Genomic DNA, 21,098 nt, shown 5'->3' on the forward strand with positions numbered 1-21,098 from the left:
TATTATTACTAGTGAAAGAATTACCAGTTGAATAATTTATAGGCTTAGCAGGGTTGCTGAGTTTCCAAAACTTTATATTTATTTAAATTTGAGAGGACAAATCATGTCTGTGATCAAGATGACTGACCTGGAACTTGCAGGTAAACGCGTATTTATCCGTGCTGACCTAAACGTACCAGTAAAAGACGGTAAAGTAACTTCAGATGCACGTATCCTTGCATCTCTACCAACTATCAAACTTTGCCTAGAAGCTGGCGCAAAGGTAATGGTTACTTCTCACCTTGGTCGTCCTACTGAAGGCGAATACAACGAAGAGTTCTCTCTAGCTCCTGTAGTTAACTACCTAAACGACGCACTAGACTGCGAAGTTAAACTAGCTAAAGATTACGTAAACGGCCTAGAGCTAAACGCTGGTGAACTTGTTGTTCTTGAAAACGTTCGTTTCAACAAAGGCGAGAAGAAGAACGAAGAAGCACTTTCTAAGCAATACGCTGCACTATGTGACATCTTTGTAATGGATGCATTCGGTACAGCTCACCGTGCTCAAGCTTCTACACACGGCGTTGGTACTTACGCTCCTGTAGCATGTGCTGGCCCTCTTCTAGCTGCTGAGCTTGAAGCGCTTGGTAAAGCAATGGACAACCCAGCTCGCCCACTAGTGGCTATCGTTGGTGGTTCTAAAGTTTCTACTAAACTAACCGTTCTAGAATCTCTTTCTAAAATTGCTGACCAGCTTGTTGTTGGTGGTGGTATCGCGAACACATTCATCGCTGCTGAAGGCCACAACGTAGGTAAGTCTCTATACGAAGCTGACCTAGTTGAAACGGCTCAAAAGCTAATGAAAGAGTGTGCTATCCCAGTAGCAACTGACGTTGCATGTGCTAAAGCATTCGACGAAAACGCAGAAGCTGAAATCAAGCACGTTTCTGAAGTTCAAGACGACGACATGATCTTCGACCTTGGTCCAGATTCAACTGCGGCACTAGCTGAAATCATCGGCAACGCGAAAACAATCCTTTGGAACGGCCCTGTAGGCGTATTCGAATTCAAGAACTTCGAAGCGGGTACAGCTGGTATCTCTAAAGCAATCGCTGAGTCTGCAGGTTTCTCTGTAGCAGGTGGTGGTGACACGCTAGCAGCTATCGATAAGTTCGGTATCAAAGCTGACGTTTCTTACATCTCTACTGGCGGTGGCGCTTTCCTTGAATTCGTTGAAGGTAAAGTACTTCCTGCAGTAGCAATGCTTGAAGAGCGTGCTAAAGCATAATTGATTTAGAAAGGCGAGATGTGAATCTCGCCTTTTAACGTTTGCTGCATATCACACTTTTTTGCTAGAATGGCATAAGTTGTGAGCAAACGATTGCAAGTTTTTAAACTTAAGTTTTTTAATCTTAAAACGATAGAATAAATAGGACTATTTCCATGTCTAAGATCTTCGATTTTGTAAAACCTGGTGTGATTTCTGGCGATGACGTACAGAAAGTATTTGAAGTAGCAAAAGAAAACAAATTTGCTCTTCCTGCTGTAAACGTTGTTGGTACTGACTCTGTAAACGCAGTACTAGAAGCAGCTGCTAAAGTTAAAGCTCCAGTAGTTGTTCAGTTCTCTAACGGCGGCGCTGCATTCTTCGCAGGTAAAGGCGTTAAACTTGAAGGTCAAGGCGCACAAGTTCTTGGCGCTGTAGCTGGTGCAAAATACGTACACGCTGTAGCTGAAGCTTACGGTGTTCCAGTTATCCTGCACACTGACCACGCTGCTAAGAAACTTCTTCCATGGATCGACGGTCTACTAGACGCTGGTGAAGAGTTCTTCGCACAAACTGGTAAGCCTCTATTCTCTTCTCACATGCTAGACCTTTCTGAAGAGTCTCTAGAAGAGAACATCGAAACATGTGCTAAGTACCTAGAGCGCATGGCTAAAATGAACATGACAATCGAGATCGAACTTGGTTGTACTGGTGGTGAAGAAGACGGCGTTGATAACTCTGATATGGACGCATCTGAGCTTTACACTTCTCCAGAAGACGTAGCATACGCTTACGAGAAACTAATGGCTGTTAGCCCACGTTTCACTATCGCTGCATCTTTCGGTAACGTACACGGTGTTTACCAAGCTGGTAACGTTGTACTTACTCCAACTATCCTACGTGACTCTCAAGCATACTGTGCAGAGAAGTTCGGTATCGCACCTAACGCTCTAAACTTCGTATTCCACGGTGGTTCTGGTTCTTCTGAAGCAGAAATCCAAGAGTCTATCGGCTACGGTGTTATCAAAATGAACATCGATACTGATACACAGTGGGCAACTTGGGACGGTATCCGTCAGTACTCTGCTGACAACTTCGATTTCCTACAAGGTCAAATCGGCAACCCAACTGGCGAAGCTGCTCCAAACAAGAAGTACTACGATCCACGCGTATGGCTACGTGCTGGTCAAGCTTCAATGGTTGCTCGTCTAGAGAAAGCATTTGCTGACCTTAACGCTGTAGACGTACTATAATTCTTTGAATTAAGTACTCTTTAAGTTTTAAAAACCCGCTCATTGAGCGGGTTTTTTTATATCTGATAAAAACTTGTACTAAATATGTGAAAAACCTAGCGTGCGGTGAATAAATTTCGTAGTCTTTTAGTTATCGGTATTTGTGTTTATCGGTAAGTTTTAATAATTCAAAAGCTTACATAAATATGACTTTGCAATCTGTCAAAGATAGGATATCGTGCCGAAAAACTGAACTTGGTTCAGTTTATAAAAAGGACTTGGCTTTAATTTACTTTTAACACAATGACTTAACGGTAATTACACTGTTTATTATATTGCAGAGTAAATGAGGCTTAAGGCAGTTTAGCCCATAGCATATTATATAGAGGATGCACATTATGGCTGATAGTTCGACAGCGATTGAGACTCCACTTGTGGATGGTTTGTCTCAAGCAGAGCAGTGGTTAACAAATAATTCAGATTTATTTATCCAATATGGCGTAAATATCATTTCAGCACTGATAATTCTATTTATTGGTAACCTTATTGTTAAAGCAGTAGCGAATAGCGTGTCTAAGGTTCTTCAGAAGAAGAAAATGGACCGAGCCGTTGTGGAGTTCGTCCATGGTTTAGTTCGTTACTTGTTGTTTGTGATTGTTTTAATTGCTGCACTTGGTCGTCTAGGCGTTCAAACTGCATCTGTGGTTGCTGTTATTGGTGCGGCTGGTTTAGCGGTAGGCTTAGCGTTACAAGGCTCACTATCTAACTTTGCAGCTGGTGTACTTATCGTTGCATTCCGTCCATTCAAGTCTGGTGACTACGTGGAAATTGGTGGTGTAGCAGGTTCGGTTGATTCAATTCAAATCTTCCAAACAGTTCTAACAACGCCAGACAACAAGATGGTTGTAGTACCTAACGGTAGCGTTATTGGCAGCCCAATTACTAACTACTCTCGTCATGATACGCGTCGTATTGATCTAATGATTGGGGTTTCTTACAACGCTGATCTTCAAAAGACAAAAGCGCTACTGACTAAGATTTGTGAATCTGATGAGCGTGTACTGAAAGAGCCTGGTGTTCAAGTTGGTGTTCACACACTAGCAGACTCTTCAGTAAACTTTGTTGTTCGCCCATGGGTTAGCACTGCAGAGTACTGGAATGTTTACTTCGACCTGATGCAAGCAATCAAAGAAGGCTTGGATAATGAAGGTATCGAAATCCCATTCCCGCAAATGGATGTACACATGAATAAAGTAGAAGCTTAATTTCTAGTTAGTTTTTATAACTATAAGCTTTTATAAGGAAAGGCGGATAACTTAGGTTATCCGCCTTTTTTGTTGGTTTTCTAAGAAAAACAGATTTACCAGTATTGTTCAATAAGTCCATTGGTAAGCACAGCTGCTATGGCGAACATCATGGTTGCTACCACGATATCGATGCCTTTCTTAACCTTAGGTTTAGATAGCGTCGGGCCTAGTTTTGCAGCGCCTAATGACAAAGAATAGAACCAGACGAACGAAGCCAATATAGTCCCCATAGCAAATGCAATTCTGTCGTTGCCTTCAAATTGCCCACCAATGGATCCAAGAATTACCACGGTATCCAAATAGAGATGTGGGTTTAATACTGTTACTGCCAATGCCCCTAAAATAACGGTGCGCTTGCCACGCGCTAATATCTCACCTTTCGACTCATCACTGGTGCGCACTTTGAATGCACTGCGTAGTGAGAGCAAACCATACACAGTCAGAAAAGCGATGCCACCTAGTGTCACTGAGGTAAGCAGTAATTCATTTTGCGACAAGATCGCTCCGCCGCCAAAAATGCCTAATGAGATAAACAGAGTATCGAGCAGGCTACAAATCGTTGCTGTCGTTAAATGATGATTGCGTTTTATCCCTTGATTTAGGACGTACGCATTCTGAGCGCCAATAGGGATAATCATACTTGCCCCTAGACCAATACCTTGTAATAAAACCCAAAAACTCATTTTAACCTCCACTTATTTAACGATATTTACGTGCTATATGGCGAAGATACTCTGACCCTTTAAATAAGTATAATTAATGATTTTAATCTATTATTAGAGTTGCTAATGTGGTGATGAGTTAGCTTAAAAAGGAAGCAAATTGATGCGCGGATTGGATTATAAATGGATTGAAGCACTGGATGCTGTAGTAAAACAACGTAGTTTCGAAAGGGCTGCTGAGCAGTTATATATCTCCCAGTCGGCGGTATCTCAACGCATCAAACAGCTGGAAAAGTGGTTGGCTCAGCCAGCCTTGGTGAGAGAAAGCCCGCCTAGACCAACGCCTGCGGGTAAAAAACTACTGGGCTTATATCGCCGTGTTCGTTTGTTAGAGCACGAGCTTGTGCCTGAGTTGATGAATGAAGAGGGTAATCAACCACTATCGATATCCATAGCCACCAACGCTGATAGTTTGGCGACATGGTTGCTACCAGCTTTGTCGGATGTGATTAAGTCTCGCCAAGTCGAGTTGAACCTCGCGATTCATGGTGAGTCGAGAACCATTGAAAAGATTAAAAGTGGCGAGGTGGCCGGTGCAATCAGTTTGGAGTCTCAAGCGATTCCTGGCTGCAGTGCTGACTATCTCGGTAGGATGGATTATGTGTGCGTGGCTAGCCCTGACTTTCATCAGCGTTACTTTGCAGAGGGCGTAAACTACGCCACCTTAAGCAAAGCACCTGCGGTTTCCTATGATCAATACGATGATCTGCATAAGAAGTTTCTGCATGATCATTTTAACGTCCCGAGAGACAGTGTGATCAATCATACAGTCGGCAGTTCAGAAGCATTTGTGCGCTTGGCATTATCGGGTGTAGCCTATTGCTTGATCCCCCGATTACAGATTATCGATGAGCTCGAGTCTGGTGCTCTGATTGATATTACCCCTGGCTTTCTGCTCTCTTATCGCATCTATTGGCACCATTGGCAGCTTGAGAGCGGAGTATTAAAAGAGGTATCCCAAGCAATATTGAGTTTTGCTCACAATCACTTACCTCAGTAAACTGTTGGTTTTTTCAGCGTCAAAGTTCTGTTAGAAGTGTGTGCTCTGGATTGGCTAAACGATAAATTGCTCTATGATGAAAGGACATTTGTTTAGCATAGGTCATACCTAATGAAGCTTGTACCAAAGATGTTAGCAACGTCTCTTACTCTTACTGCGGCGTTGAGTGCTGTGAGTTTTCCATCATTGGCTGACTCTCCATCCTTTCCTCATATTTCAACGACAGGCTATGGTGAAGTGATCGCTACACCTGATATGGCGACATTCTCTGTGAGAGTCGTGGAATCGACGATGACTGCTGAACAGGCTAAAAATACCGTTGATAAAGTCGTGACAGGCTTTCTAAACAAGCTGCATCAAGCTGGTGTTGATGAGGCGAGTGTACACAGCTCTAACCTGTATTTATCTCCTCAATATCATTACCCGAAAGATGGCAAACCGGAACTGGTTGGCTACCGCGCCTCACGTAATGTGACCGTTCAAGTGACTGAGCTAGCTAATCTTAATGAGTACATGGATATTGCGATTGGAGAAGGCATTAATCAGATCGACAACATCCAACTGCAAGTTCGCGACCAAGCTAAGTATCAAGAGCAAGCGCGCTTAGAAGCCATTAAAGATGCGACATCAAAAGCTAAATCATTGGCGAGTGGTTTTGAGCGCGAGTTAGGTGATGTATGGCGCGTGGATTACAACGCTCAATCTTCTCAGCCAGTACTCATGCGTTCAATGGCGATGGATGCAAGAACAGAATCGAACTCTTATGAAGACTCAACGATCACCATTCGTGATCGCGTGAATGTGATCTACCAGATCGAAGAGTAATGACAGTGCTATAGAAGGTTTTGGATCATGACGACCTAATTACCTACGATAGGCCAAATGCTAAAAAGGCTCTCATGATGAGAGCCTTTTTTATGCATTTTGAGTGCGATGATTAGTGAAGAAGACGAGCACGGATTGTGCCTTCGATCTCTTTCAGTTTAAGCAGTGCTTCTTCAGAGCGATCGGCTTCTACATCGATAACGACATAACCCATATCAGCCGCAGTCTGTAGGTATTGACCCGCGATGTTGATCCCTTCCTCAGCGAAGATGGTGTTGATCTGAGTTAGGATGCCTGGGCGGTTTTCGTGAATGTGTAATAAACGAGACGTTCCAGTATGCAGTGGTAGTGATACCTCAGGGAAGTTAACACTTGATAGCGTAGAGCCGTTATCAGAGTATTTCGCTAGCTTACCAGCAACTTCAACACCAATGTTCTCTTGTGCTTCTTGAGTTGAACCACCCACGTGAGGCGTTAGGATCACGTTATCGAACTGCATTAATGGAGACTCAAACGGGTCTGCATTGGTTTTTGGTTCTGTTGGGAAAACATCAATAGCCGCACCTGCAAGGTGTCCAGACTCCAGAGCGCCACACAGAGCAGGAATATCGACTACCGTGCCACGAGCTGCGTTGATAAAGATAGAACCAGGCTTCATGCGCTCGAACTCTTCTTTACCCATCATGTCTTTTGTTTCGTTGGTTTCAGGTACATGCAAAGAGATTACGTCACACTTGTTCAGTAATTCCGTCATGGTATGAACTTGCGTTGCGTTACCCAGAGACAGTTTGTTTTCAATGTCGTAGAAGTAAACACGCATGCCAAGGTTTTCAGCAATAATACCCAGTTGAGTACCGATGTGACCGTAGCCAATAATACCTAAACGCTTACCACGGGCTTCGTAAGAGTTGTCGGCACTCTTTTTCCAGATGCCACGGTGTGCAAGCGCGTTCTTTTCTGGAATGCCACGTAGTAGCAATAGAACCTGACCTAGAACGAGTTCGGCAACACTTCGAGTGTTGGAGAACGGTGCATTGAAAACAGGGATACCGCGCTTTGCTGCTGCTTGAAGGTTGACTTGGTTAGTACCAATACAGAAACAACCGACAGCAACCAGCTTTTCAGCCGCATCAATAACTTCTTGGGAGATGTTGGTGCGAGAACGGATACCAATGAAGTGAGCATCTTTAACTGCTTCAAGAAGTTCATCTTCAGGTAGTGAGCCTTTGTGGTACTCAATGTTTGTGTAACCAGCGGCTTGCAGTACTTCTACAGAAGAAGGGTGAAGACCTTCTAGAAGTAGAATTTTTATTTTTTCTTTTTCCAGTGAAACTTTGGCCATTGTTCTCGTCCTTAAAATGGAAAGGTTGGGCAAATGCGGCGCACGTGCTACAAAATGGCTGAAAGGGGAACAAATTCACCACTTTGTTAGGAGACAAACGTTTTCCCTGTGCGTCTTCTGAACAATAAAGTAACAAAAAAAAAATGTTTTGGGTAAGAAAATTACGGAATAAGACATAATTTTACAGCAATAAAGCAAAAAAAACGGCGCCCTAGGGCACCGTCTGTAATGAAGTAACAGAAAAACTCAATCTTCTATTATTTATTCTTCGATTTTTGCACCTTCAGGCGTGCCAGTGATAACTATATCAGCACCACGGTGAGCGAACAGACCAACCGTTACCACACCAGCGATACCATTGATGATATCTTCTAGCTGTTTTGGGTTTTCGATCGCCATGCCGTACACATCTAGGATCACGTTGCCGTTATCGGTTGTGCAGCCTTCGCGGTAAACTGGGTCACCACCAAGTTTTACTAATTCACGAGCAACGTATGAGCGTGCCATTGGGATAACTTCAACAGGCAGTGGGAATTTACCCAACACATCAACTGCTTTGGTACCATCAACGATACAAATAAACTTATCAGAGATAGCTGCTACGATTTTTTCACGAGTCAAAGCAGCGCCGCCGCCTTTGATCATATCGCGAGAACCGTTAATCTCGTCAGCGCCATCAACATAGATGTCTAGCTTGAATACGTCGTTGCATTCGAATACTTTGATTTCTAGCGCTTCTAGTTTTTCAGTAGAGGCTACAGAGCTTGAAACCGCACCCTTGATTTTGTCTTTCATTGTGCCAAGTGCGTCGATGAAGTGATTTACTGTTGAGCCAGTACCTACACCTACAATGCTGCCTTCTTCAACATATTGAAGTGCTGCCCAGCCCGCTGCTTTTTTCATTTCATCTTGAGTCATGCCATTCTCCTGAATAAGGTCTTGCGCTTTGAATTAATCGTTTGCGTAATGATGAAGTTAACGTTTAGATATTGGGGTAACTTTTGGATATCGAGGTTAACGTTTGCGGCGCGATTATAGCGCTTTAATGGTTGTTTTCCCATTGCCAAGTTTTACTCGGAGTCACGATTTTAGGTAACGGAATGTCCCATTCTTCAATCGGTAGCGTATCAACATGTTGGCAATCATGAGCCAAACCAATAGGAGCTGCACCTTCGCCCGTCTCGAACCACTTTGCCAAGGTGCGATCGTAATATCCGCCGCCCATACCTAAACGATGGCCATGGGAGTCAAAGCCGACAAGGGGCGTAAGAATAAGGTCGAGTTGCTGACAAGGTTTAACCAGCATTTGATTGAGCTGAGGTTCGACAATACCGTACTTATTCAAGACCGTCGGTGTGGTTGGCGAGTAGTGTAAAAACAGCAGATGTCCGGCCGAGAAGGGGTGCAATACTGGTAAATAAGTTTGCTTACCTTGCGCCCATAACCATTCAATTAAAGGCTGGGTATCGAGTTCGCCATCAATCGAAATATAGAGGGCTATATGTTGAGCCGACTGAATATCATCAAGCTGAGCACACTGCTTAACTAAGTCTATCCCGGATTGAGTTTGTTGTTCGCTAGATAGGGAGTTACGTTTGATGCGGATCTGTTTGCGAAATTCGCTGCGTGTGAGCGTCTTCATAAGAAGGGATACCCCAAAGTGCCGTTGAGAATAGATGGCCCTTGAACCAGCGAGTTCAAGGCGGATCAGCAATGATTACCGTAGGCTTCTCGGCGGACCGAGCATGCTCAATAGCACTCAAGTACTAACCCTTAGGGATTGCTTATCGGCTCGGGGACGTGAATCCTCTGACAAACACTCCAGGGTAAATTTTGTGTACGCTATTGCTGTCCGTGCTTAACTTTACTGAGGACATCTGAAAGTGATGTCGTGAGCTGTTCCATTCGCTCGGTCAGTGCGTTTTGTTCATCATTTGCTTCAAACTTCTTGGTTTGTAATTCGTAGCAAATATTCAGAGCTGCGATAGTCAGCAGCTTCACTTCATTGGTTACCTTAGTACGTTCAGCCATCTCTTTCAATCGATTATCAAGATCGGCCGCCGCTGCAATCAATGACTCTTCTTGCCCTGGTGGACAATTCACTCGAGTCAGTTTTCCTAATATTTCAACGTCTACCGCTTGATTACTCATGATGGATGAACTCTTTAACGCGCTATTTTAAGGCTGTTGCCCTTCGCCATTTTTTGAGAAAGAAAAAGTGCAAGTACCGATGAGGAAGCAATCTCCTCTGAGGGAGAAACTATAGGTAAACCGCTATTAAGATTCAAGCTTTTCAGAGTGACTGTTTGTAAATGAGAGCTTGAGCACACAGTAATTCAGCAAATTGAACAATTGGTAGTCAGTCATCCTTCAATTGCTGGGGATCGATGCTTACCAGAATTGGGGTGAAGTGGTACGATTATACTATCGATATAAAGAATAACTGAGCGAGCTATCTGATGAGCGAAACTACTTTACCTGACTACCTAACGGTTGCGACTGAACTTCAATCGGCAAGTCTAGCCGTAACCCCTGCTGAGATGCACGGTTTATTAACGGGTATGTTAAGCGGAGGCTTAAGCCTTGCAGATAAAAGCTGGCAACCACTGATCTTCGATTACACCAATGAAGGCATGGGTTGGCCAGATCGCGCATTAACGCTAGCGGAAGCGACACTGAAAGTAACGACCAGTGAAATCACAGGTTCGGGTATGGAATTGTCTATGTTGCTGCCTGACGAAGACGCAAGCGCAAGCCTATTTGACTTGGCTGATGGTGTGTCTGATTGGATTAACCATTTCATTTCTGGTCTAGGCTTGGTTGGCGCTCAATTGAACAAAGCGTCTGACAGTACAAAAGAAGCATTAGCTGATCTAGAAGAGATGGCCAAGCTAGGCATTGACGAAGAAGATGATCTGGAAGAGCAAGCGCAGCTTCTAGAGCACGTTATTGAGCACGTAAAAGCGTGTGCACTAACGATTCATGCTGAATTTGGTGCTCGCCCATCTGAAGATGCGGCGCCTACCATTCATTAATTCGTTGGCCGGTTTGAGGTTATGATGGCTCAGTATGATGTTGTAATTGCTGGTGGCGCAATGGCAGGGGCAACCTTAGCCCTTGCTTTGAATCACCTAAGCCAAGGTTCACTGTCGATTGCGGTAGTGGAGCCTTATCAGGTTGATCATCAAGCTCACCCTGGGTTTGATTCTCGTTCGATTGCTTTGTCCTATGGCACGGTGCAGATCCTGGATTCTTTGCGCTTATGGCAATCTATCGCTCCGGTCGCGACCCCGATTAAAGATATCCATGTTTCGGATCGCGGGCATGCCGGAATGACAGACATCTACAGTGAAGAGCTTGCTGTAGATGCGCTTGGCCACGTGGTCGAGTTAGCAGATGTGGGTCGAATCTATCAGCAGAAACTTGAATCAGAAGCGGCAATTACCATGCTTTGTCCTGAGTCTGTTAGTAAAGTTGAACGTGAAGAAGCGTTGACGACGATTGAACTGACAAGTGGGCAAACAGTAACCACTAAGTTACTGGTTGCTGCTGACGGTGCAATCTCAACCTGTTGCCAACAGCTCAATATCTCATTGAGTGAGCACGACTTTGAGCAAGTCGCTGTGATTGCCAATATTGTGGCGAGTGAACCTCACCAAGGTCGCGCATTTGAGCGTTTTACCCATCATGGGCCAGTTGCTCTATTACCGATGAGTGACAACCGTTTATCGCTGGTTTGGTGTTTAACACCAGAGCAAGCACAAAAAGTGATGACGCTAAACGACAATGAATTTCTTGAGCAATTGCAGAATGACTTTGGCTGGCGACTTGGCCGATTAGAGAAGGTCGGCAAGCGCGCGAGTTACCCTCTGATTCTTCGTCACCGACAGCAAAATATCTCTCATCGATTTGCCATTGTTGGTAATGCTGCTCAAACGCTTCACCCAATTGCGGGGCAAGGCTTTAACCTAGGCATCCGAGATGTGGCTTCCTTGGCAGAAGAGTTGTGTACCCAGTTAGATGATGTAGGTCGTTACCGTGGTCTTGTTAACTTTAGAAAGCGTAGAGAACAAGACCGAGACGCAACGATCACGTTGACTTCAAGCCTAGTTCACCTGTTCTCAAACGATTATATGACCGCTCGCATTGGGCGTAATCTTGGGTTAGCCGTAATAGATAACCTTCCACCACTTAAAGGTCCACTTTTGCGTCATACGCTTGGCCTAGTAGAAAGATAAGGTAATAAATAATGATGCAAAGTGTTGATATCGCGATTGTTGGTGGTGGCATGGTTGGCCTAGCGCTTGCTGCTGCCCTAAAAGACAGTGACCTAAGAATCGCTGTCATTGAAGGCAGAGCGCCTAGTGAAGGGCTGAGTGAGCTGCCTGATGTGCGTGTATCCGCGTTGAGTCGTTCTAGTGAAGTGATTCTTCGTAACCTAGGTGCATGGCAAGGTATCGAACAAAGACGCGCTGCACCGTATCAAGCGATGGAAGTGTGGGAACAAGACAGTTTCGCTCGTATTGAGTTTGACTCGACACGCTTGGCTCAGCCTAATCTTGGTCATATCGTTGAAAACCGTGTGATTCAATTAGCGCTGCTTGATCAGGTTAAGAAACAAGACAACGTCAGCCTGTATATGCCCGCAACGTGTAAAACGATGGCGATTGGTGAAAGTGAAGCTTGGTTAACATTGGACAATGGTCAAGCACTGACAGCTAAGTTAGTTGTTGGAGCTGACGGCGCAAACTCTTGGGTTCGTAAGCAGCAAGATATCCCATTAACACATTGGGATTACGGACACAGTGCGATTGTCGCGAACATCAAAACCACAGAGCCGCACCACAGCGTTGCTCGTCAAATCTTCACGCCTCAAGGCCCATTGGCATTCCTACCAATGCAACCAAGCAACATGAGCTCGATTGTTTGGTCTACGGAACCAAATCGTGCCGAGAACCTAGTATCAATGTCGGATGCTGAATTCAACAAGCAGTTAACAGCTGAGTTCGATGCAAAGCTGGGCTTATGTGAAGTGGTTGGTGACCGTTTTGCCTTCCCACTGCGCATGCGTTATGCGCGTGACTTTGCGGTAGAGCGTGTGGCTTTGGTTGGTGATGCTGCTCATACCATTCACCCATTAGCAGGGCAGGGCGTGAACCTTGGCCTATTAGACGCAGCAAGCCTAGCGCAAGAGCTATTAACGTTATGGGGTGCTGGTGAGGATATTGGTACCAAGCGCAATCTTCGTGGTTATGAGCGCTGGAGAAAAGCAGAGGCGGCGAAAATGATTGCTTCAATGCAGGGCTTTAAAGATCTGTTTGAAGGCGATAATCCAGCCAAGAAGTTGATTCGTGGCATCGGTATGAAGCTAGCGGGTCAACTGCCTGGCGCGAAAGATGAAATCATGAAGCGGGCACTTGGCTTATCAGGTAATCTTCCTGATTTAGCCAAACGTCCCGTATCGCAACGATAGTCGCGCACGACGAGTCATTGTTGATAGCAAATAGAAGATTTTAGTCATTGCATCACAAACACGAAAAAAGGGTTGGCATAATGCCAACCCTTTTTGTTTTTAATTCTTTAGGTAATCAGATCATGCGTATGCGCAGCGCAGTTTCATAATTTCACTATTTATCTCTTTCACAGTTTGAAAGTGACGTTTTTCTGCTCGATCTGGCAGCACTAGTTTACCGTTATCAAACTCAAATTTTCCTACGCCGTAAATGTAGATTCGTCCTTTGAAAAGTCGACTTACATGTTTAGCAATCATACCCGGTGTATAGCGCTTAAACAGTCTCATTCTAAATTATCCTTATATTTACCTAGCCTGCATATTATAGAAAAACTCCGAGATAATAATTGTGATAAGCATGGAGTTATATGCAGTAGCGTTGACGTTAATTAGATATTTGTGCTGTTCTAAGCACTTTCTTCAGTAAATATCTATTTTTACGTGAGCTCCTCCCCAAAATAATACTGAGTAGTGAACTGCCGTGAACTTTTCTGTTCAGTATTAAGCAGTGATAATGTTACAAGTATAAGAATAGGCGGGATTTTTTTGTTTGTGTAATCAAATTGTAAATTTCGGACAAAAAAAAGCCCGTCTAAAACGGGCGAATAGTCACAGATGCATTACACAAAAGTGGATACTGATGTTACTCAGTGGATTCACTTGCACTGATTTGCTTAATAGCTAGTCAGTAAATTTACAATAACGCAAATTTAACTTTGTGACTACTTATGCTTTTATTTTGAGTAACTATTTATTAATGGTGTGTTCTTCTTATGACGAGGTTCACACTAAAAATGTACTCAATGAAATATTAAAATGAAGTTTGCGAAGCATGATCTAAATGATCATCGACTGATGTCCGCGACGGTCGGTGCACATAGCGCCATAAGATCATTGAGATCCAGCGCAACGCCAGCCATTCGGTCGCCGGAGCTAATGGTTACGGTCGAGTTGTTTTGAATGGAAGGATCAAAAATGATCGGCATGTGTCTCTTGAGAGCGAGCGGACCAACACAACCCACTTTAAAACCGGTGATCGCTTCAACATCAGCGAGCGACACGCAGGTCATTCGACGGCAATTCAGTACCGAGCGTACTTTCTTGGGGGCGACAGAGCGATCGCCAGCAGTACAGGCTAACGCATACTGGTTGCCCATATCCTTGAGCAGGATGCACTTCACCATTTGAGAGGCGTCGATGCCTCGCTCTTGTGCAGTTTCTTCAATGCTGGTGGTTGGCTTGCTTTGCATCAGCAGGCGATAATTCACCTGCTGTTGATCCAGCCATTGTGTAATCTGCGTTTCCACGTGGTTACTCGTCGTCAAGGCTGTACGGCAGTGGCAGGATATTCCATGTTTGATCAGGCTGCGCGGTCAGTCGCAGCTGAACATCGTCATCAAGGTTGTTTGGCAGTACCATCAAACCAATCGCTCGGTTATCAGCAAATTGATAGACGTTTAATAGTCGGCCTGCGCCACGCCAGTTCTCACCCACACTACGTTCCAGTTCAATAGGGTTTTCTAACGACAGCACGTCCGCAGTTGTGCCCGACACAATGCGCATCTCACGCTTGTTCATGCCACGGTACTTAGCACGAGCAACCGTTTCTTGACCTGTGTAACAGCCTTTTGAAAAGCTGATACCGCCAATCGCTTGCAGGTTAAGCGCTTGAGGGATGTGCTCGTTTTGCTCTGCTTTCGATAGGTTAGGCTGAGCATCAAGAATTTCATGATATTGCCAAAGTGTTTCTGATACTTTCTCCGCAGCGCTGTTTGATACCAAGGCTTCAGCGGCTTCTTCTGTCACAAGTAGAGCCCAGCGATTGTCTGAGACTTTAACCGCTGTGCCACCAGAGATAGCACGCACGTTACCTTGGCCTTCTGAAATTGAATCAATATATTGATCCGCAGACGCGCCCATCACACCGATAACAACATCTGTCGTTTGCTCGATATCAACCTTAGAGAACACCGCGTACTTCTTGATTTCAACGAGCTCGACTTCAATCGCAGATTTAGGCTGCATGAGTGCGTAACCGCCATTGTGATGGAACAGGCGGAAGATGCTCCATACCTTTCCTTTTGCATCACAGTGCGCGCCTAACGTGGATTCATCATTAGGAAGAGTGACGACATCGCACGTTACTTGACCCTGTAGGTACGACTTTTTGTCATCGCCTATCATGGTGATTGCGCTCCAGTCTGACACGTGTGTCATCATCAGTTCTGGAAGCGATTCATTTTGCGTATGAGCGAGTGGCTGAAATGTGTTTTTCCAATCCATTTTATCTTTCCTAAGAATTTTATTTGGCTCTATGTTAATCCGGTTCTGTTTCTTTGTCAGCCTAGGTTTTTTTGTGAGCTTAGATAGGGACTGTGACTCACATAGTAGTTGCAGGGCGTATGACTTGTTACACTCCGAGAAAGAAAAATTATAGGTGAGGATAGCCAATGTACACTGCAGAGCAGAAAGCACGAATTAAATGGGGTTGCCGTCGCGGCATGTTAGAACTTGATGTAGTCATCATGCCATTTTTCGAAGAGTGTTTTGATTCATTGCAAGAGCAGGAACAGCGCGAGTTTGTTTCTCTATTAGAGTGTGATGATCCAGATTTGTTTACTTGGGTAATGGGCCACGGACGCAGTGAAAACCTAGGCCATGCATCAATGGTTGATAAAATTGTCGCACACAACCTCAGCAAGGTTCGTTAAGCTTCAGCTTAACCCTTCGTATTCCGCATTATTTGCAAAAGGCACTATTTTTGGGTGCCTTTTGTTTTTCATCGTCCTGTCTTCTATTCCACTTGCCGCCAGCCTTTATTGCTTAGCTTTAATGATCCGCTTGTTCAGAAACAATCATGTGATTCTAAATAGTGTCTATGGGCGTTTTGATTACAGAGAGGATGGTGATATTCGACTCAATGACCGAACTTACCGACTCAAGTCCGTTGATAAGATCTGGGCGCAGTTCTTCGTTAAATTGCAGTTTGAATGTGGGCACTCGGTACTGCTTTGGCGGGACAGCTGTTGCGAGCGAGAATATCGCCATTTTCTGGCGAACTTACAACGAGCGCGCTAGAGAAGCCAAACTATTCGATGAAAGAAAGTATTAGATAAAAGAAAGCGTTAGACAAAAGAAAAGGGAGCACTCGGCTCCCTTTCGTTTAATCATTTTCCGCTGACGGCTAATTCGCTAAGCACGTTTAACCAATTATTATGATTGGCGTTTCTCTGGCGTCAGAATCGTTGGGCCACTGTCTTCTGCAAGTTCAGGGTAATCCAACGTGTAGTGGAGGCCGCGGCTCTCTTTACGTTGCATTGCACAACGAACCATTAGTTCTGCCACTTGTAGCAAGTTACGCAGTTCTAATAGGTTATTCGAAACCTTGAAGTAGCTGTAGTACTCATGAGTTTCTTGTTGCAGCATCTGAATGCGACGCAATGCTCGCTCTAGTCGTTTATCCGTTCGAACAATGCCCATGTAATCCCACATGAATAGGCGCAGTTCGTGCCAGTTGTGTTGAATGATAACTTCTTCATCACTGTTGGTGACCTGGCTTTCATCCCATGCTGGCAGTTCAGCGCACAGTTGAGATTGGTCGATGTTCTCAACGATATCTTTTGCTGCTGCCCATGCGTAAACCACACACTCAAGCAGTGAGTTAGAAGCCATTCGGTTTGCACCGTGTAAGCCGGTGTAGCTCACTTCGCCAATCGCATACAAGTTCGTTAGGTCGGTTTGACCCTGCTTATTCACCATGACACCACCACACGTGTAGTGAGCGGCTGGTACGATAGGGATCGGCTCTTTGGTCATGTCGATGCCCAAGTCCATCAAGCGAGTATGGATCATCGGGAAGTGCGCTGTGATGAATTCTTCAGGCTTGTGGCTGATATCAACATACATACAGTCGGCACCTAAGCGCTTCATTTCGAAGTCAATTGCACGAGCAACCACATCACGTGGCGCCAGTTCACCGCGCTCATCGAAGTCCTTCATAAAGCGAGAACCATCTGGACGACGCAAGTAAGCACCTTCACCACGCAGTGCTTCCGTTAGTAGGAAGTTACGCGCTTCTGGGTGGAATAAACAAGTTGGGTGGAACTGGTTGAACTCAAGGTTTGCCACACGACAACCCGCACGCCAAGCGATAGCAATACCATCACCTGAAGAAACATCTGGGTTAGAGGTGTATTGGTAAACCTTTGAAGCGCCGCCTGTTGCTAATACAACAAACTTAGCGCGCACGGTTTCAACATGTTCTTGGTTACGGTTCCAAATGTAGGCACCGATCACCTTGTCTTTTGAACCACCAATCTTATCTTCCGTGATCAAATCCAGCGCATTGTGGCGCTCGAAGATCTCGATATTTGGGTGGTTGTTGACGTTATCTTGTAGTGAGGTTTGCATCGCCATGCCAGTTGCATCGGCAGCGTGCAGAATTCTGCGGTGACTGTGGCCACCCTCACGAGTGAGGTGATATTTTGGTTGGCCTTCTGTGCTGTTCTCATCTTTATCAAATGGAACACCACCATCAATCAGCCATTGCACACACTCTTTCGCATTTTCAGCAATGAATTGAACTGTATCTTCTTCGCATAACCCAGCCCCAGCGATTTGAGTATCCTCTACATGAGACTCAATACTGTCCGACTCATCGAACACCGCGGCGATACCACCTTGTGCGTAATACGTCGATCCTTCGCTGCGTGGTCCTTTGCTTAATACAATTACTTTTGCATGTTCTGCTACGCGTAAGGCTAATGACAAGCCTGCCGCACCACTTCCTACCACTAATACATCACACTGATGTTCACGGTTTGCGTTCATAAAACTTATTAAATCCCGGGCTATAGTCGAGTTGTCCACTCTCAATTGACTTTGTCTTGTTTTAGGAGTTTGGCTAAGACTGTTATAATCTCTCCAGAGTCATCCTTAAACGCTATGCAAAATCAATATATAGACAGCTATCTAGAAATATTTAATTGCTCAATACCATTGCTTTTGCTCAAGTTTCCCCAAATTGATAGGGATAGCTATTTTTATTACATCACATTGTGAAACAATAATGGCAAATAATTTTAAGAAAGTTGGAACTTTCGGTATTTGGCTTAGTCACAATAGTGCTCTTGTAGACGGTGGTGTCAATACTACATTTCGCATAATTAGTACCCATATCTGTGAAGGTGAGGGTTATAACAATAGGAGTACCCGCTCGAATGAACGAGCAGCTAACCGATCAAGTGTTGATTGAGCGAGTTCAGAGTGGAGATAAGCAGGCATTTAACTTACTAGTGGTTAAGTATCAAAACAAAGTTTGTAATCTTATCTCTCGATACGTGAATAATTCCGGTGATGTACCTGATGTAGCACAAGAAGCTTTTATTAAAGCTTACCGCGCGATACCTAACTTTCGTGGCGAGAGTGCCTTCTATACATGGTTATACCGAATTGCCGTGAACACCGCTAAAAATCATATCGTTGCCCAAAGCCGTAGGCCGCCAGTAACCGATGTAGATGCAGAAGATGCAGAATATTACGAAACAGGCAGCGCGTTAAAAGAAATATCGAACCCTGAGAACTTAACGCTGTCTAAAGAATTGAAACAAGTTGTTTTTGGAGCGATTGAAGCGCTACCAGAAGACTTAAAAACTGCAATGACGTTGCGAGAGCTCGAAGGTTTGAGCTACGAAGAGATTGCAGAAGTAATGGATTGCCCTGTAGGAACCGTACGTTCGCGTATTTTCCGAGCTCGTGAAGCGGTGGAAAAGAAAATCAAACCTCTTTTGCAACGCTAGAACTTGTAATAATTATGGTGAAAATAATGGCTGATAAAGAAAAGCTTTCGGCACTCATGGATGGTGAAACGATCGATAAAGCTCTCATTGTAGATCTAGAATCTGATCAAGAAAGCATGGATACTTGGCAGAGTTACCATTTAATTGGTGATGTTATGCGTGGGGATTCGCCAGAAACTCCAGAGTGGAACATTGCTAATAGTGTAGCGGCAGCGCTTGAGAACGAGCCTGCACATGGTTCAATGTCGAACCTGCACCAAGTGAATGTTGAACCTACTGTTGCTCCAATTGAAGAGCAACCTAAACCTCAGCAAGCGAAGCGTCAGCTTCCGGCGTGGTTACAACAGTTTGGACAAGTTGCCGTGGCAGCGTGTGTTTCATTAGCCGTTGTATTAGGTGTTCAACAATATGGTGGTAGCGACCCTGCAGCACCAGAGCAGTTGCCTGTACTCCAGACGATTCCATTTGCCGGTTCTGCGGAACCAGTAAGTTTAACGCGTGACTCTGTTGAGAAACCAGCATCTGAAGCTAACTTGCAAGAGCAGCGCAAACGCGTTCATGCATTGTTAGAAGATTATGAGCTGCAGCTAAGATTAAACAGTGATGCATCGCCAATGCAAGATGCACATCTAGAATCGGACATTGAATGAAGAAAATCCTGGTCAGTGCACTGACACTGTTCAGCTTGATGTCTCCAACAGCCTTTGCAGAGGAAACCACTGCAAAGGCCTTGTTGCATCAAATGAACGAGGCCAGTCAGCATCTAAATTACGAACTCTCCTACATTTTGATAAAGAAGAGCAGTATTGAGCCTCTTGTTTATCGCCATGCGGTTAACGACGACCAACAACTTGCACACCTTGTTTATCTAAGCGGCCCTGTTCGTGAAGTCATTCGACGTGGCAACGAAGTTAGCTACATCGAGCCGGGTACAGAGCCATTTACGATTCAGTCAGGCAGCATGGTTGCGCCTGTTATTCCGATGATTAATCGAGATATCGAATCTCTGAATCAGTACTACGACTTTGTGAAAGTTGGTCGCTCTCGTGAAGCAGGTAGCACCACTCAAGTGCTGCGTGTCGTGCCGAAAGATGGCCTTCGCTACTCTTACGTGGTTTGGGTAGACGAAAAAACGAATCTTCCTTTGCGTGCCGACCTTTTGGATCGTGATGGCGAAGTGCTTGAACAGTACCGCACTATCTCTTACGTGGTGAACGATAAGATTGCTGAGGCTATGGGTGGCTTGAGCCAAGCTCAATTGCCGAAAGTTTTATCATTACCGGAAGGCTTAGTGAGTGAAACTAACTGGCAAGCGTCGTGGATTCCTGAAGGGTTTAAATCAAAAGAGCTTAGCCGCTATCAAATGGCTGCGACCGATAAAATGGTTGAAAGTCAGCTTTTCAGTGATGGACTGTTTAACTTTTCGGTTTATATCGCGGAAAAAGATGAGCATTCATTGAAAGGGCAGCTGGTGCGTCAAGGGCGTAGAACCTTGCACAGCTTAGTGATTGGCGATAAAGAGATCTCTGTGGTTGGTGACATTCCGCCGGCAACTGCAAAACGTATTGCTCAGTCAGTTACATTTAATAAATCGGTACAAGCGCAATGATGACCGCGCTGGCGACCGTTAGCTCGGTTGAACAAAAAGGTAAGCAATACTTTGTTCAATTGAGCTGCGAACAACAAACCAGTTGTAGCAGCTGTTCTTCTCAAAAAAACTGCGGTACGGGTATTGTGACCAAGGCTGTTGGCAATAAATCTTTGTTTTGGCAGCTTAAAACCAAAAGCTTAGTCAAAGCTGGACAAATCGTAGAAATTGGCTTTCCAGAAAAAAGCCTACTTCAGTCGGCGGCGATTGTTTATCTCATCCCACTTTTCATGTTGATGATTGGTGCTGGTTTTGGGCAACTCTTGTTACAACCCTTACTCCAGGGGGGCGAGGGCATTGTTATCTTAAGTGCAGCACTGTTTACTGCTGGTGGGATTGCCTTAGCGAAGCGGTTAGCCAAACCCATGGAAGACAAATCCAAGCAAGAAGTCGTCTTGATTCGAATCCTAGGTGAGTCTCTCGTCTAATTTATGATGCTTCTTGCCCTTAAATTGGGTAGAATCTG

23 protein-coding genes and 1 other RNA gene are annotated in these 21,098 nt (G+C 44.7%); 14 read left to right on the top strand and 10 right to left on the bottom strand.

The window, feature by feature from the left end; translation table 11 throughout:
- The first annotated feature begins 103 nt into the window (after window positions 1-103).
- The 3 genes from AB4517_RS06795 (at window position 104) to mscS (ending at window position 3,743) form a co-directional block, all read left to right on the top strand.
- On the top strand, window positions 104-1,267 hold the full coding sequence (locus AB4517_RS06795) for a phosphoglycerate kinase (RefSeq protein WP_017059064.1): 1,164 nt from the start codon (window positions 104-106) through the stop codon (window positions 1,265-1,267).
- A 155-nt stretch (window positions 1,268-1,422) separates the two neighbouring features.
- Window positions 1,423-2,499 carry a class II fructose-bisphosphate aldolase gene (gene fbaA / locus AB4517_RS06800; protein ID WP_010435694.1) on the top strand — a complete coding sequence of 359 codons (1,077 nt, stop codon included), beginning with the start codon at window positions 1,423-1,425 and terminating at the stop codon, window positions 2,497-2,499.
- Between the two features lie 377 nt (window positions 2,500-2,876).
- The gene (gene mscS / locus AB4517_RS06805; protein WP_065675463.1) at window positions 2,877-3,743 is read left to right on the top strand and encodes a small-conductance mechanosensitive channel MscS; all 867 of its coding nucleotides are present in this window, start codon (window positions 2,877-2,879) and stop codon (window positions 3,741-3,743) included.
- A gap of 95 nt (window positions 3,744-3,838) precedes the next feature.
- On the opposite strand, the gene AB4517_RS06810 is transcribed toward mscS, so the two are convergent.
- Window positions 3,839-4,468, bottom strand: a complete 630-nt coding sequence (locus tag AB4517_RS06810) for a LysE/ArgO family amino acid transporter (protein ID WP_372148105.1) — start codon at window positions 4,466-4,468, stop codon at window positions 3,839-3,841.
- Window positions 4,469-4,610: 142 nt separating this feature from the next.
- Between AB4517_RS06810 and AB4517_RS06815 the strand changes: the two genes are divergently transcribed.
- A complete protein-coding gene (locus AB4517_RS06815; RefSeq protein WP_017068706.1) occupies window positions 4,611-5,507 on the top strand; it encodes a LysR family transcriptional regulator ArgP in 897 nt (298 codons plus the stop codon).
- A 111-nt stretch (window positions 5,508-5,618) separates the two neighbouring features.
- On the top strand, window positions 5,619-6,332 hold the full coding sequence (locus AB4517_RS06820) for an oxidative stress defense protein (RefSeq protein WP_017059059.1): 714 nt from the start codon (window positions 5,619-5,621) through the stop codon (window positions 6,330-6,332).
- A gap of 112 nt (window positions 6,333-6,444) precedes the next feature.
- Here the strand turns inward: AB4517_RS06820 and serA are convergent, their stop codons facing one another.
- From serA to zapA, 5 genes are all read right to left on the bottom strand, one after another.
- Window positions 6,445-7,674 carry a phosphoglycerate dehydrogenase gene (serA, locus tag AB4517_RS06825; RefSeq protein ID WP_017059058.1) on the bottom strand — a complete coding sequence of 410 codons (1,230 nt, stop codon included), beginning with the start codon at window positions 7,672-7,674 and terminating at the stop codon, window positions 6,445-6,447.
- 261 nt (window positions 7,675-7,935) lie between these two features.
- Window positions 7,936-8,592, bottom strand: coding sequence for a ribose-5-phosphate isomerase RpiA (gene rpiA, locus AB4517_RS06830; RefSeq protein ID WP_372148106.1), 657 nt, complete (start codon window positions 8,590-8,592; stop codon window positions 7,936-7,938).
- Between the two features lie 124 nt (window positions 8,593-8,716).
- The gene (locus AB4517_RS06835) at window positions 8,717-9,316 is read right to left on the bottom strand and encodes a 5-formyltetrahydrofolate cyclo-ligase (RefSeq protein ID WP_372148107.1); all 600 of its coding nucleotides are present in this window, start codon (window positions 9,314-9,316) and stop codon (window positions 8,717-8,719) included.
- Between the two features lie 6 nt (window positions 9,317-9,322).
- Window positions 9,323-9,505, bottom strand: a non-coding RNA gene (gene ssrS, locus AB4517_RS06840) — 6S RNA.
- A gap of 11 nt (window positions 9,506-9,516) precedes the next feature.
- Window positions 9,517-9,825 carry a cell division protein ZapA gene (gene zapA / locus AB4517_RS06845; RefSeq protein ID WP_004735366.1) on the bottom strand — a complete coding sequence of 103 codons (309 nt, stop codon included), beginning with the start codon at window positions 9,823-9,825 and terminating at the stop codon, window positions 9,517-9,519.
- A 308-nt stretch (window positions 9,826-10,133) separates the two neighbouring features.
- Between zapA and AB4517_RS06850 the strand changes: the two genes are divergently transcribed.
- From AB4517_RS06850 to AB4517_RS06860, 3 genes are read left to right on the top strand one after another with little or no spacing between them, the layout of a single operon-like run.
- The gene (locus AB4517_RS06850) at window positions 10,134-10,709 is read left to right on the top strand and encodes a YecA family protein (RefSeq protein ID WP_017070457.1); all 576 of its coding nucleotides are present in this window, start codon (window positions 10,134-10,136) and stop codon (window positions 10,707-10,709) included.
- A 24-nt stretch (window positions 10,710-10,733) separates the two neighbouring features.
- Window positions 10,734-11,912 carry a 2-octaprenyl-6-methoxyphenyl hydroxylase gene (gene ubiH / locus AB4517_RS06855; protein WP_372148122.1) on the top strand — a complete coding sequence of 393 codons (1,179 nt, stop codon included), beginning with the start codon at window positions 10,734-10,736 and terminating at the stop codon, window positions 11,910-11,912.
- A gap of 11 nt (window positions 11,913-11,923) precedes the next feature.
- A complete protein-coding gene (locus tag AB4517_RS06860) occupies window positions 11,924-13,147 on the top strand; it encodes an FAD-dependent 2-octaprenylphenol hydroxylase (protein WP_372148108.1) in 1,224 nt (407 codons plus the stop codon).
- Between the two features lie 120 nt (window positions 13,148-13,267).
- On the opposite strand, the gene AB4517_RS06865 is transcribed toward AB4517_RS06860, so the two are convergent.
- From AB4517_RS06865 to ygfZ, 3 genes are all read right to left on the bottom strand, one after another.
- On the bottom strand, window positions 13,268-13,474 hold the full coding sequence (locus tag AB4517_RS06865; RefSeq protein ID WP_010435728.1) for a DUF1107 domain-containing protein: 207 nt from the start codon (window positions 13,472-13,474) through the stop codon (window positions 13,268-13,270).
- A 557-nt stretch (window positions 13,475-14,031) separates the two neighbouring features.
- Window positions 14,032-14,493, bottom strand: coding sequence for an aminoacyl-tRNA deacylase (locus tag AB4517_RS06870; RefSeq protein ID WP_372148109.1), 462 nt, complete (start codon window positions 14,491-14,493; stop codon window positions 14,032-14,034).
- Window positions 14,494-14,497: 4 nt separating this feature from the next.
- Complete coding sequence (ygfZ, locus tag AB4517_RS06875) at window positions 14,498-15,469, bottom strand: tRNA-modifying protein YgfZ (protein ID WP_017059051.1); 972 nt, start codon at window positions 15,467-15,469, stop codon at window positions 14,498-14,500.
- 167 nt (window positions 15,470-15,636) lie between these two features.
- On the opposite strand from ygfZ, the gene AB4517_RS06880 reads away from it, so the two are divergent.
- Both AB4517_RS06880 and AB4517_RS06885 read left to right on the top strand, forming a co-directional pair.
- Window positions 15,637-15,897, top strand: a complete 261-nt coding sequence (locus tag AB4517_RS06880) for a succinate dehydrogenase assembly factor 2 (RefSeq protein ID WP_004735374.1) — start codon at window positions 15,637-15,639, stop codon at window positions 15,895-15,897.
- Window positions 15,845-16,264, top strand: a complete 420-nt coding sequence (locus tag AB4517_RS06885; protein ID WP_324295273.1) for a protein YgfX — start codon at window positions 15,845-15,847, stop codon at window positions 16,262-16,264. Before AB4517_RS06880 ends, AB4517_RS06885 begins: the two co-directional genes overlap by 53 nt.
- A 135-nt stretch (window positions 16,265-16,399) precedes the next feature.
- Here the strand turns inward: AB4517_RS06885 and nadB are convergent, their stop codons facing one another.
- A complete protein-coding gene (nadB, locus tag AB4517_RS06890; protein WP_017059049.1) occupies window positions 16,400-18,016 on the bottom strand; it encodes an L-aspartate oxidase in 1,617 nt (538 codons plus the stop codon).
- A 389-nt stretch (window positions 18,017-18,405) separates the two neighbouring features.
- On the opposite strand from nadB, the gene rpoE reads away from it, so the two are divergent.
- Genes rpoE through AB4517_RS06910 form a run of 4 tightly spaced genes read left to right on the top strand, consistent with a single transcriptional unit; the run spans window position 18,406 to window position 21,060 of the window.
- Window positions 18,406-18,984, top strand: coding sequence for an RNA polymerase sigma factor RpoE (gene rpoE / locus AB4517_RS06895; RefSeq protein ID WP_017068700.1), 579 nt, complete (start codon window positions 18,406-18,408; stop codon window positions 18,982-18,984).
- Window positions 18,985-19,010: 26 nt separating this feature from the next.
- Complete coding sequence (locus AB4517_RS06900; protein WP_017063205.1) at window positions 19,011-19,634, top strand: sigma-E factor negative regulatory protein; 624 nt, start codon at window positions 19,011-19,013, stop codon at window positions 19,632-19,634.
- Window positions 19,631-20,593, top strand: a complete 963-nt coding sequence (gene rseB / locus AB4517_RS06905; RefSeq protein ID WP_017059047.1) for a sigma-E factor regulatory protein RseB — start codon at window positions 19,631-19,633, stop codon at window positions 20,591-20,593. Before AB4517_RS06900 ends, rseB begins: the two co-directional genes overlap by 4 nt.
- Window positions 20,590-21,060: a SoxR reducing system RseC family protein gene (locus AB4517_RS06910; protein WP_017059046.1), complete on the top strand. Its 471-nt coding sequence runs from the start codon at window positions 20,590-20,592 to the stop codon at window positions 21,058-21,060. The genes rseB and AB4517_RS06910 overlap by 4 nt, the downstream gene beginning before the upstream one ends.
- Window positions 21,061-21,098: the final 38 nt, after the last annotated feature.

The organism is Vibrio sp. 10N.222.52.C3, assembly GCF_041474195.1.
In the GTDB taxonomy this organism is placed as follows: Bacteria; Pseudomonadota; Gammaproteobacteria; order Enterobacterales; family Vibrionaceae; genus Vibrio; species Vibrio crassostreae_C.

What these genes read in the sequence shown, in the direction of transcription:
- AB4517_RS06795 (WP_017059064.1), top strand. Translation starts at nt 104, where the DNA reads ATGTCTGTGATCAAGATGACTGACCTGGAACTTGCAGGTAAACGCGTA.
- fbaA (WP_010435694.1), top strand. Translation starts at nt 1,423, where the DNA reads ATGTCTAAGATCTTCGATTTTGTAAAACCTGGTGTGATTTCTGGCGAT.
- mscS (WP_065675463.1), top strand. Translation starts at nt 2,877, where the DNA reads ATGGCTGATAGTTCGACAGCGATTGAGACTCCACTTGTGGATGGTTTG.
- AB4517_RS06810 (WP_372148105.1), bottom strand. Translation starts at nt 4,468, where the DNA reads ATGAGTTTTTGGGTTTTATTACAAGGTATTGGTCTAGGGGCAAGTATG.
- AB4517_RS06815 (WP_017068706.1), top strand. Translation starts at nt 4,611, where the DNA reads ATGCGCGGATTGGATTATAAATGGATTGAAGCACTGGATGCTGTAGTA.
- AB4517_RS06820 (WP_017059059.1), top strand. Translation starts at nt 5,619, where the DNA reads ATGAAGCTTGTACCAAAGATGTTAGCAACGTCTCTTACTCTTACTGCG.
- serA (WP_017059058.1), bottom strand. Translation starts at nt 7,674, where the DNA reads ATGGCCAAAGTTTCACTGGAAAAAGAAAAAATAAAAATTCTACTTCTA.
- rpiA (WP_372148106.1), bottom strand. Translation starts at nt 8,592, where the DNA reads ATGACTCAAGATGAAATGAAAAAAGCAGCGGGCTGGGCAGCACTTCAA.
- AB4517_RS06835 (WP_372148107.1), bottom strand. Translation starts at nt 9,316, where the DNA reads ATGAAGACGCTCACACGCAGCGAATTTCGCAAACAGATCCGCATCAAA.
- zapA (WP_004735366.1), bottom strand. Translation starts at nt 9,825, where the DNA reads ATGAGTAATCAAGCGGTAGACGTTGAAATATTAGGAAAACTGACTCGA.
- AB4517_RS06850 (WP_017070457.1), top strand. Translation starts at nt 10,134, where the DNA reads ATGAGCGAAACTACTTTACCTGACTACCTAACGGTTGCGACTGAACTT.
- ubiH (WP_372148122.1), top strand. Translation starts at nt 10,734, where the DNA reads ATGGCTCAGTATGATGTTGTAATTGCTGGTGGCGCAATGGCAGGGGCA.
- AB4517_RS06860 (WP_372148108.1), top strand. Translation starts at nt 11,924, where the DNA reads ATGATGCAAAGTGTTGATATCGCGATTGTTGGTGGTGGCATGGTTGGC.
- AB4517_RS06865 (WP_010435728.1), bottom strand. Translation starts at nt 13,474, where the DNA reads ATGAGACTGTTTAAGCGCTATACACCGGGTATGATTGCTAAACATGTA.
- ygfZ (WP_017059051.1), bottom strand. Translation starts at nt 15,469, where the DNA reads ATGGATTGGAAAAACACATTTCAGCCACTCGCTCATACGCAAAATGAA.
- AB4517_RS06880 (WP_004735374.1), top strand. Translation starts at nt 15,637, where the DNA reads ATGTACACTGCAGAGCAGAAAGCACGAATTAAATGGGGTTGCCGTCGC.
- AB4517_RS06885 (WP_324295273.1), top strand. Translation starts at nt 15,845, where the DNA reads ATGCATCAATGGTTGATAAAATTGTCGCACACAACCTCAGCAAGGTTC.
- nadB (WP_017059049.1), bottom strand. Translation starts at nt 18,016, where the DNA reads ATGAACGCAAACCGTGAACATCAGTGTGATGTATTAGTGGTAGGAAGT.
- rpoE (WP_017068700.1), top strand. Translation starts at nt 18,406, where the DNA reads ATGAACGAGCAGCTAACCGATCAAGTGTTGATTGAGCGAGTTCAGAGT.
- AB4517_RS06900 (WP_017063205.1), top strand. Translation starts at nt 19,011, where the DNA reads ATGGCTGATAAAGAAAAGCTTTCGGCACTCATGGATGGTGAAACGATC.
- rseB (WP_017059047.1), top strand. Translation starts at nt 19,631, where the DNA reads ATGAAGAAAATCCTGGTCAGTGCACTGACACTGTTCAGCTTGATGTCT.
- AB4517_RS06910 (WP_017059046.1), top strand. Translation starts at nt 20,590, where the DNA reads ATGATGACCGCGCTGGCGACCGTTAGCTCGGTTGAACAAAAAGGTAAG.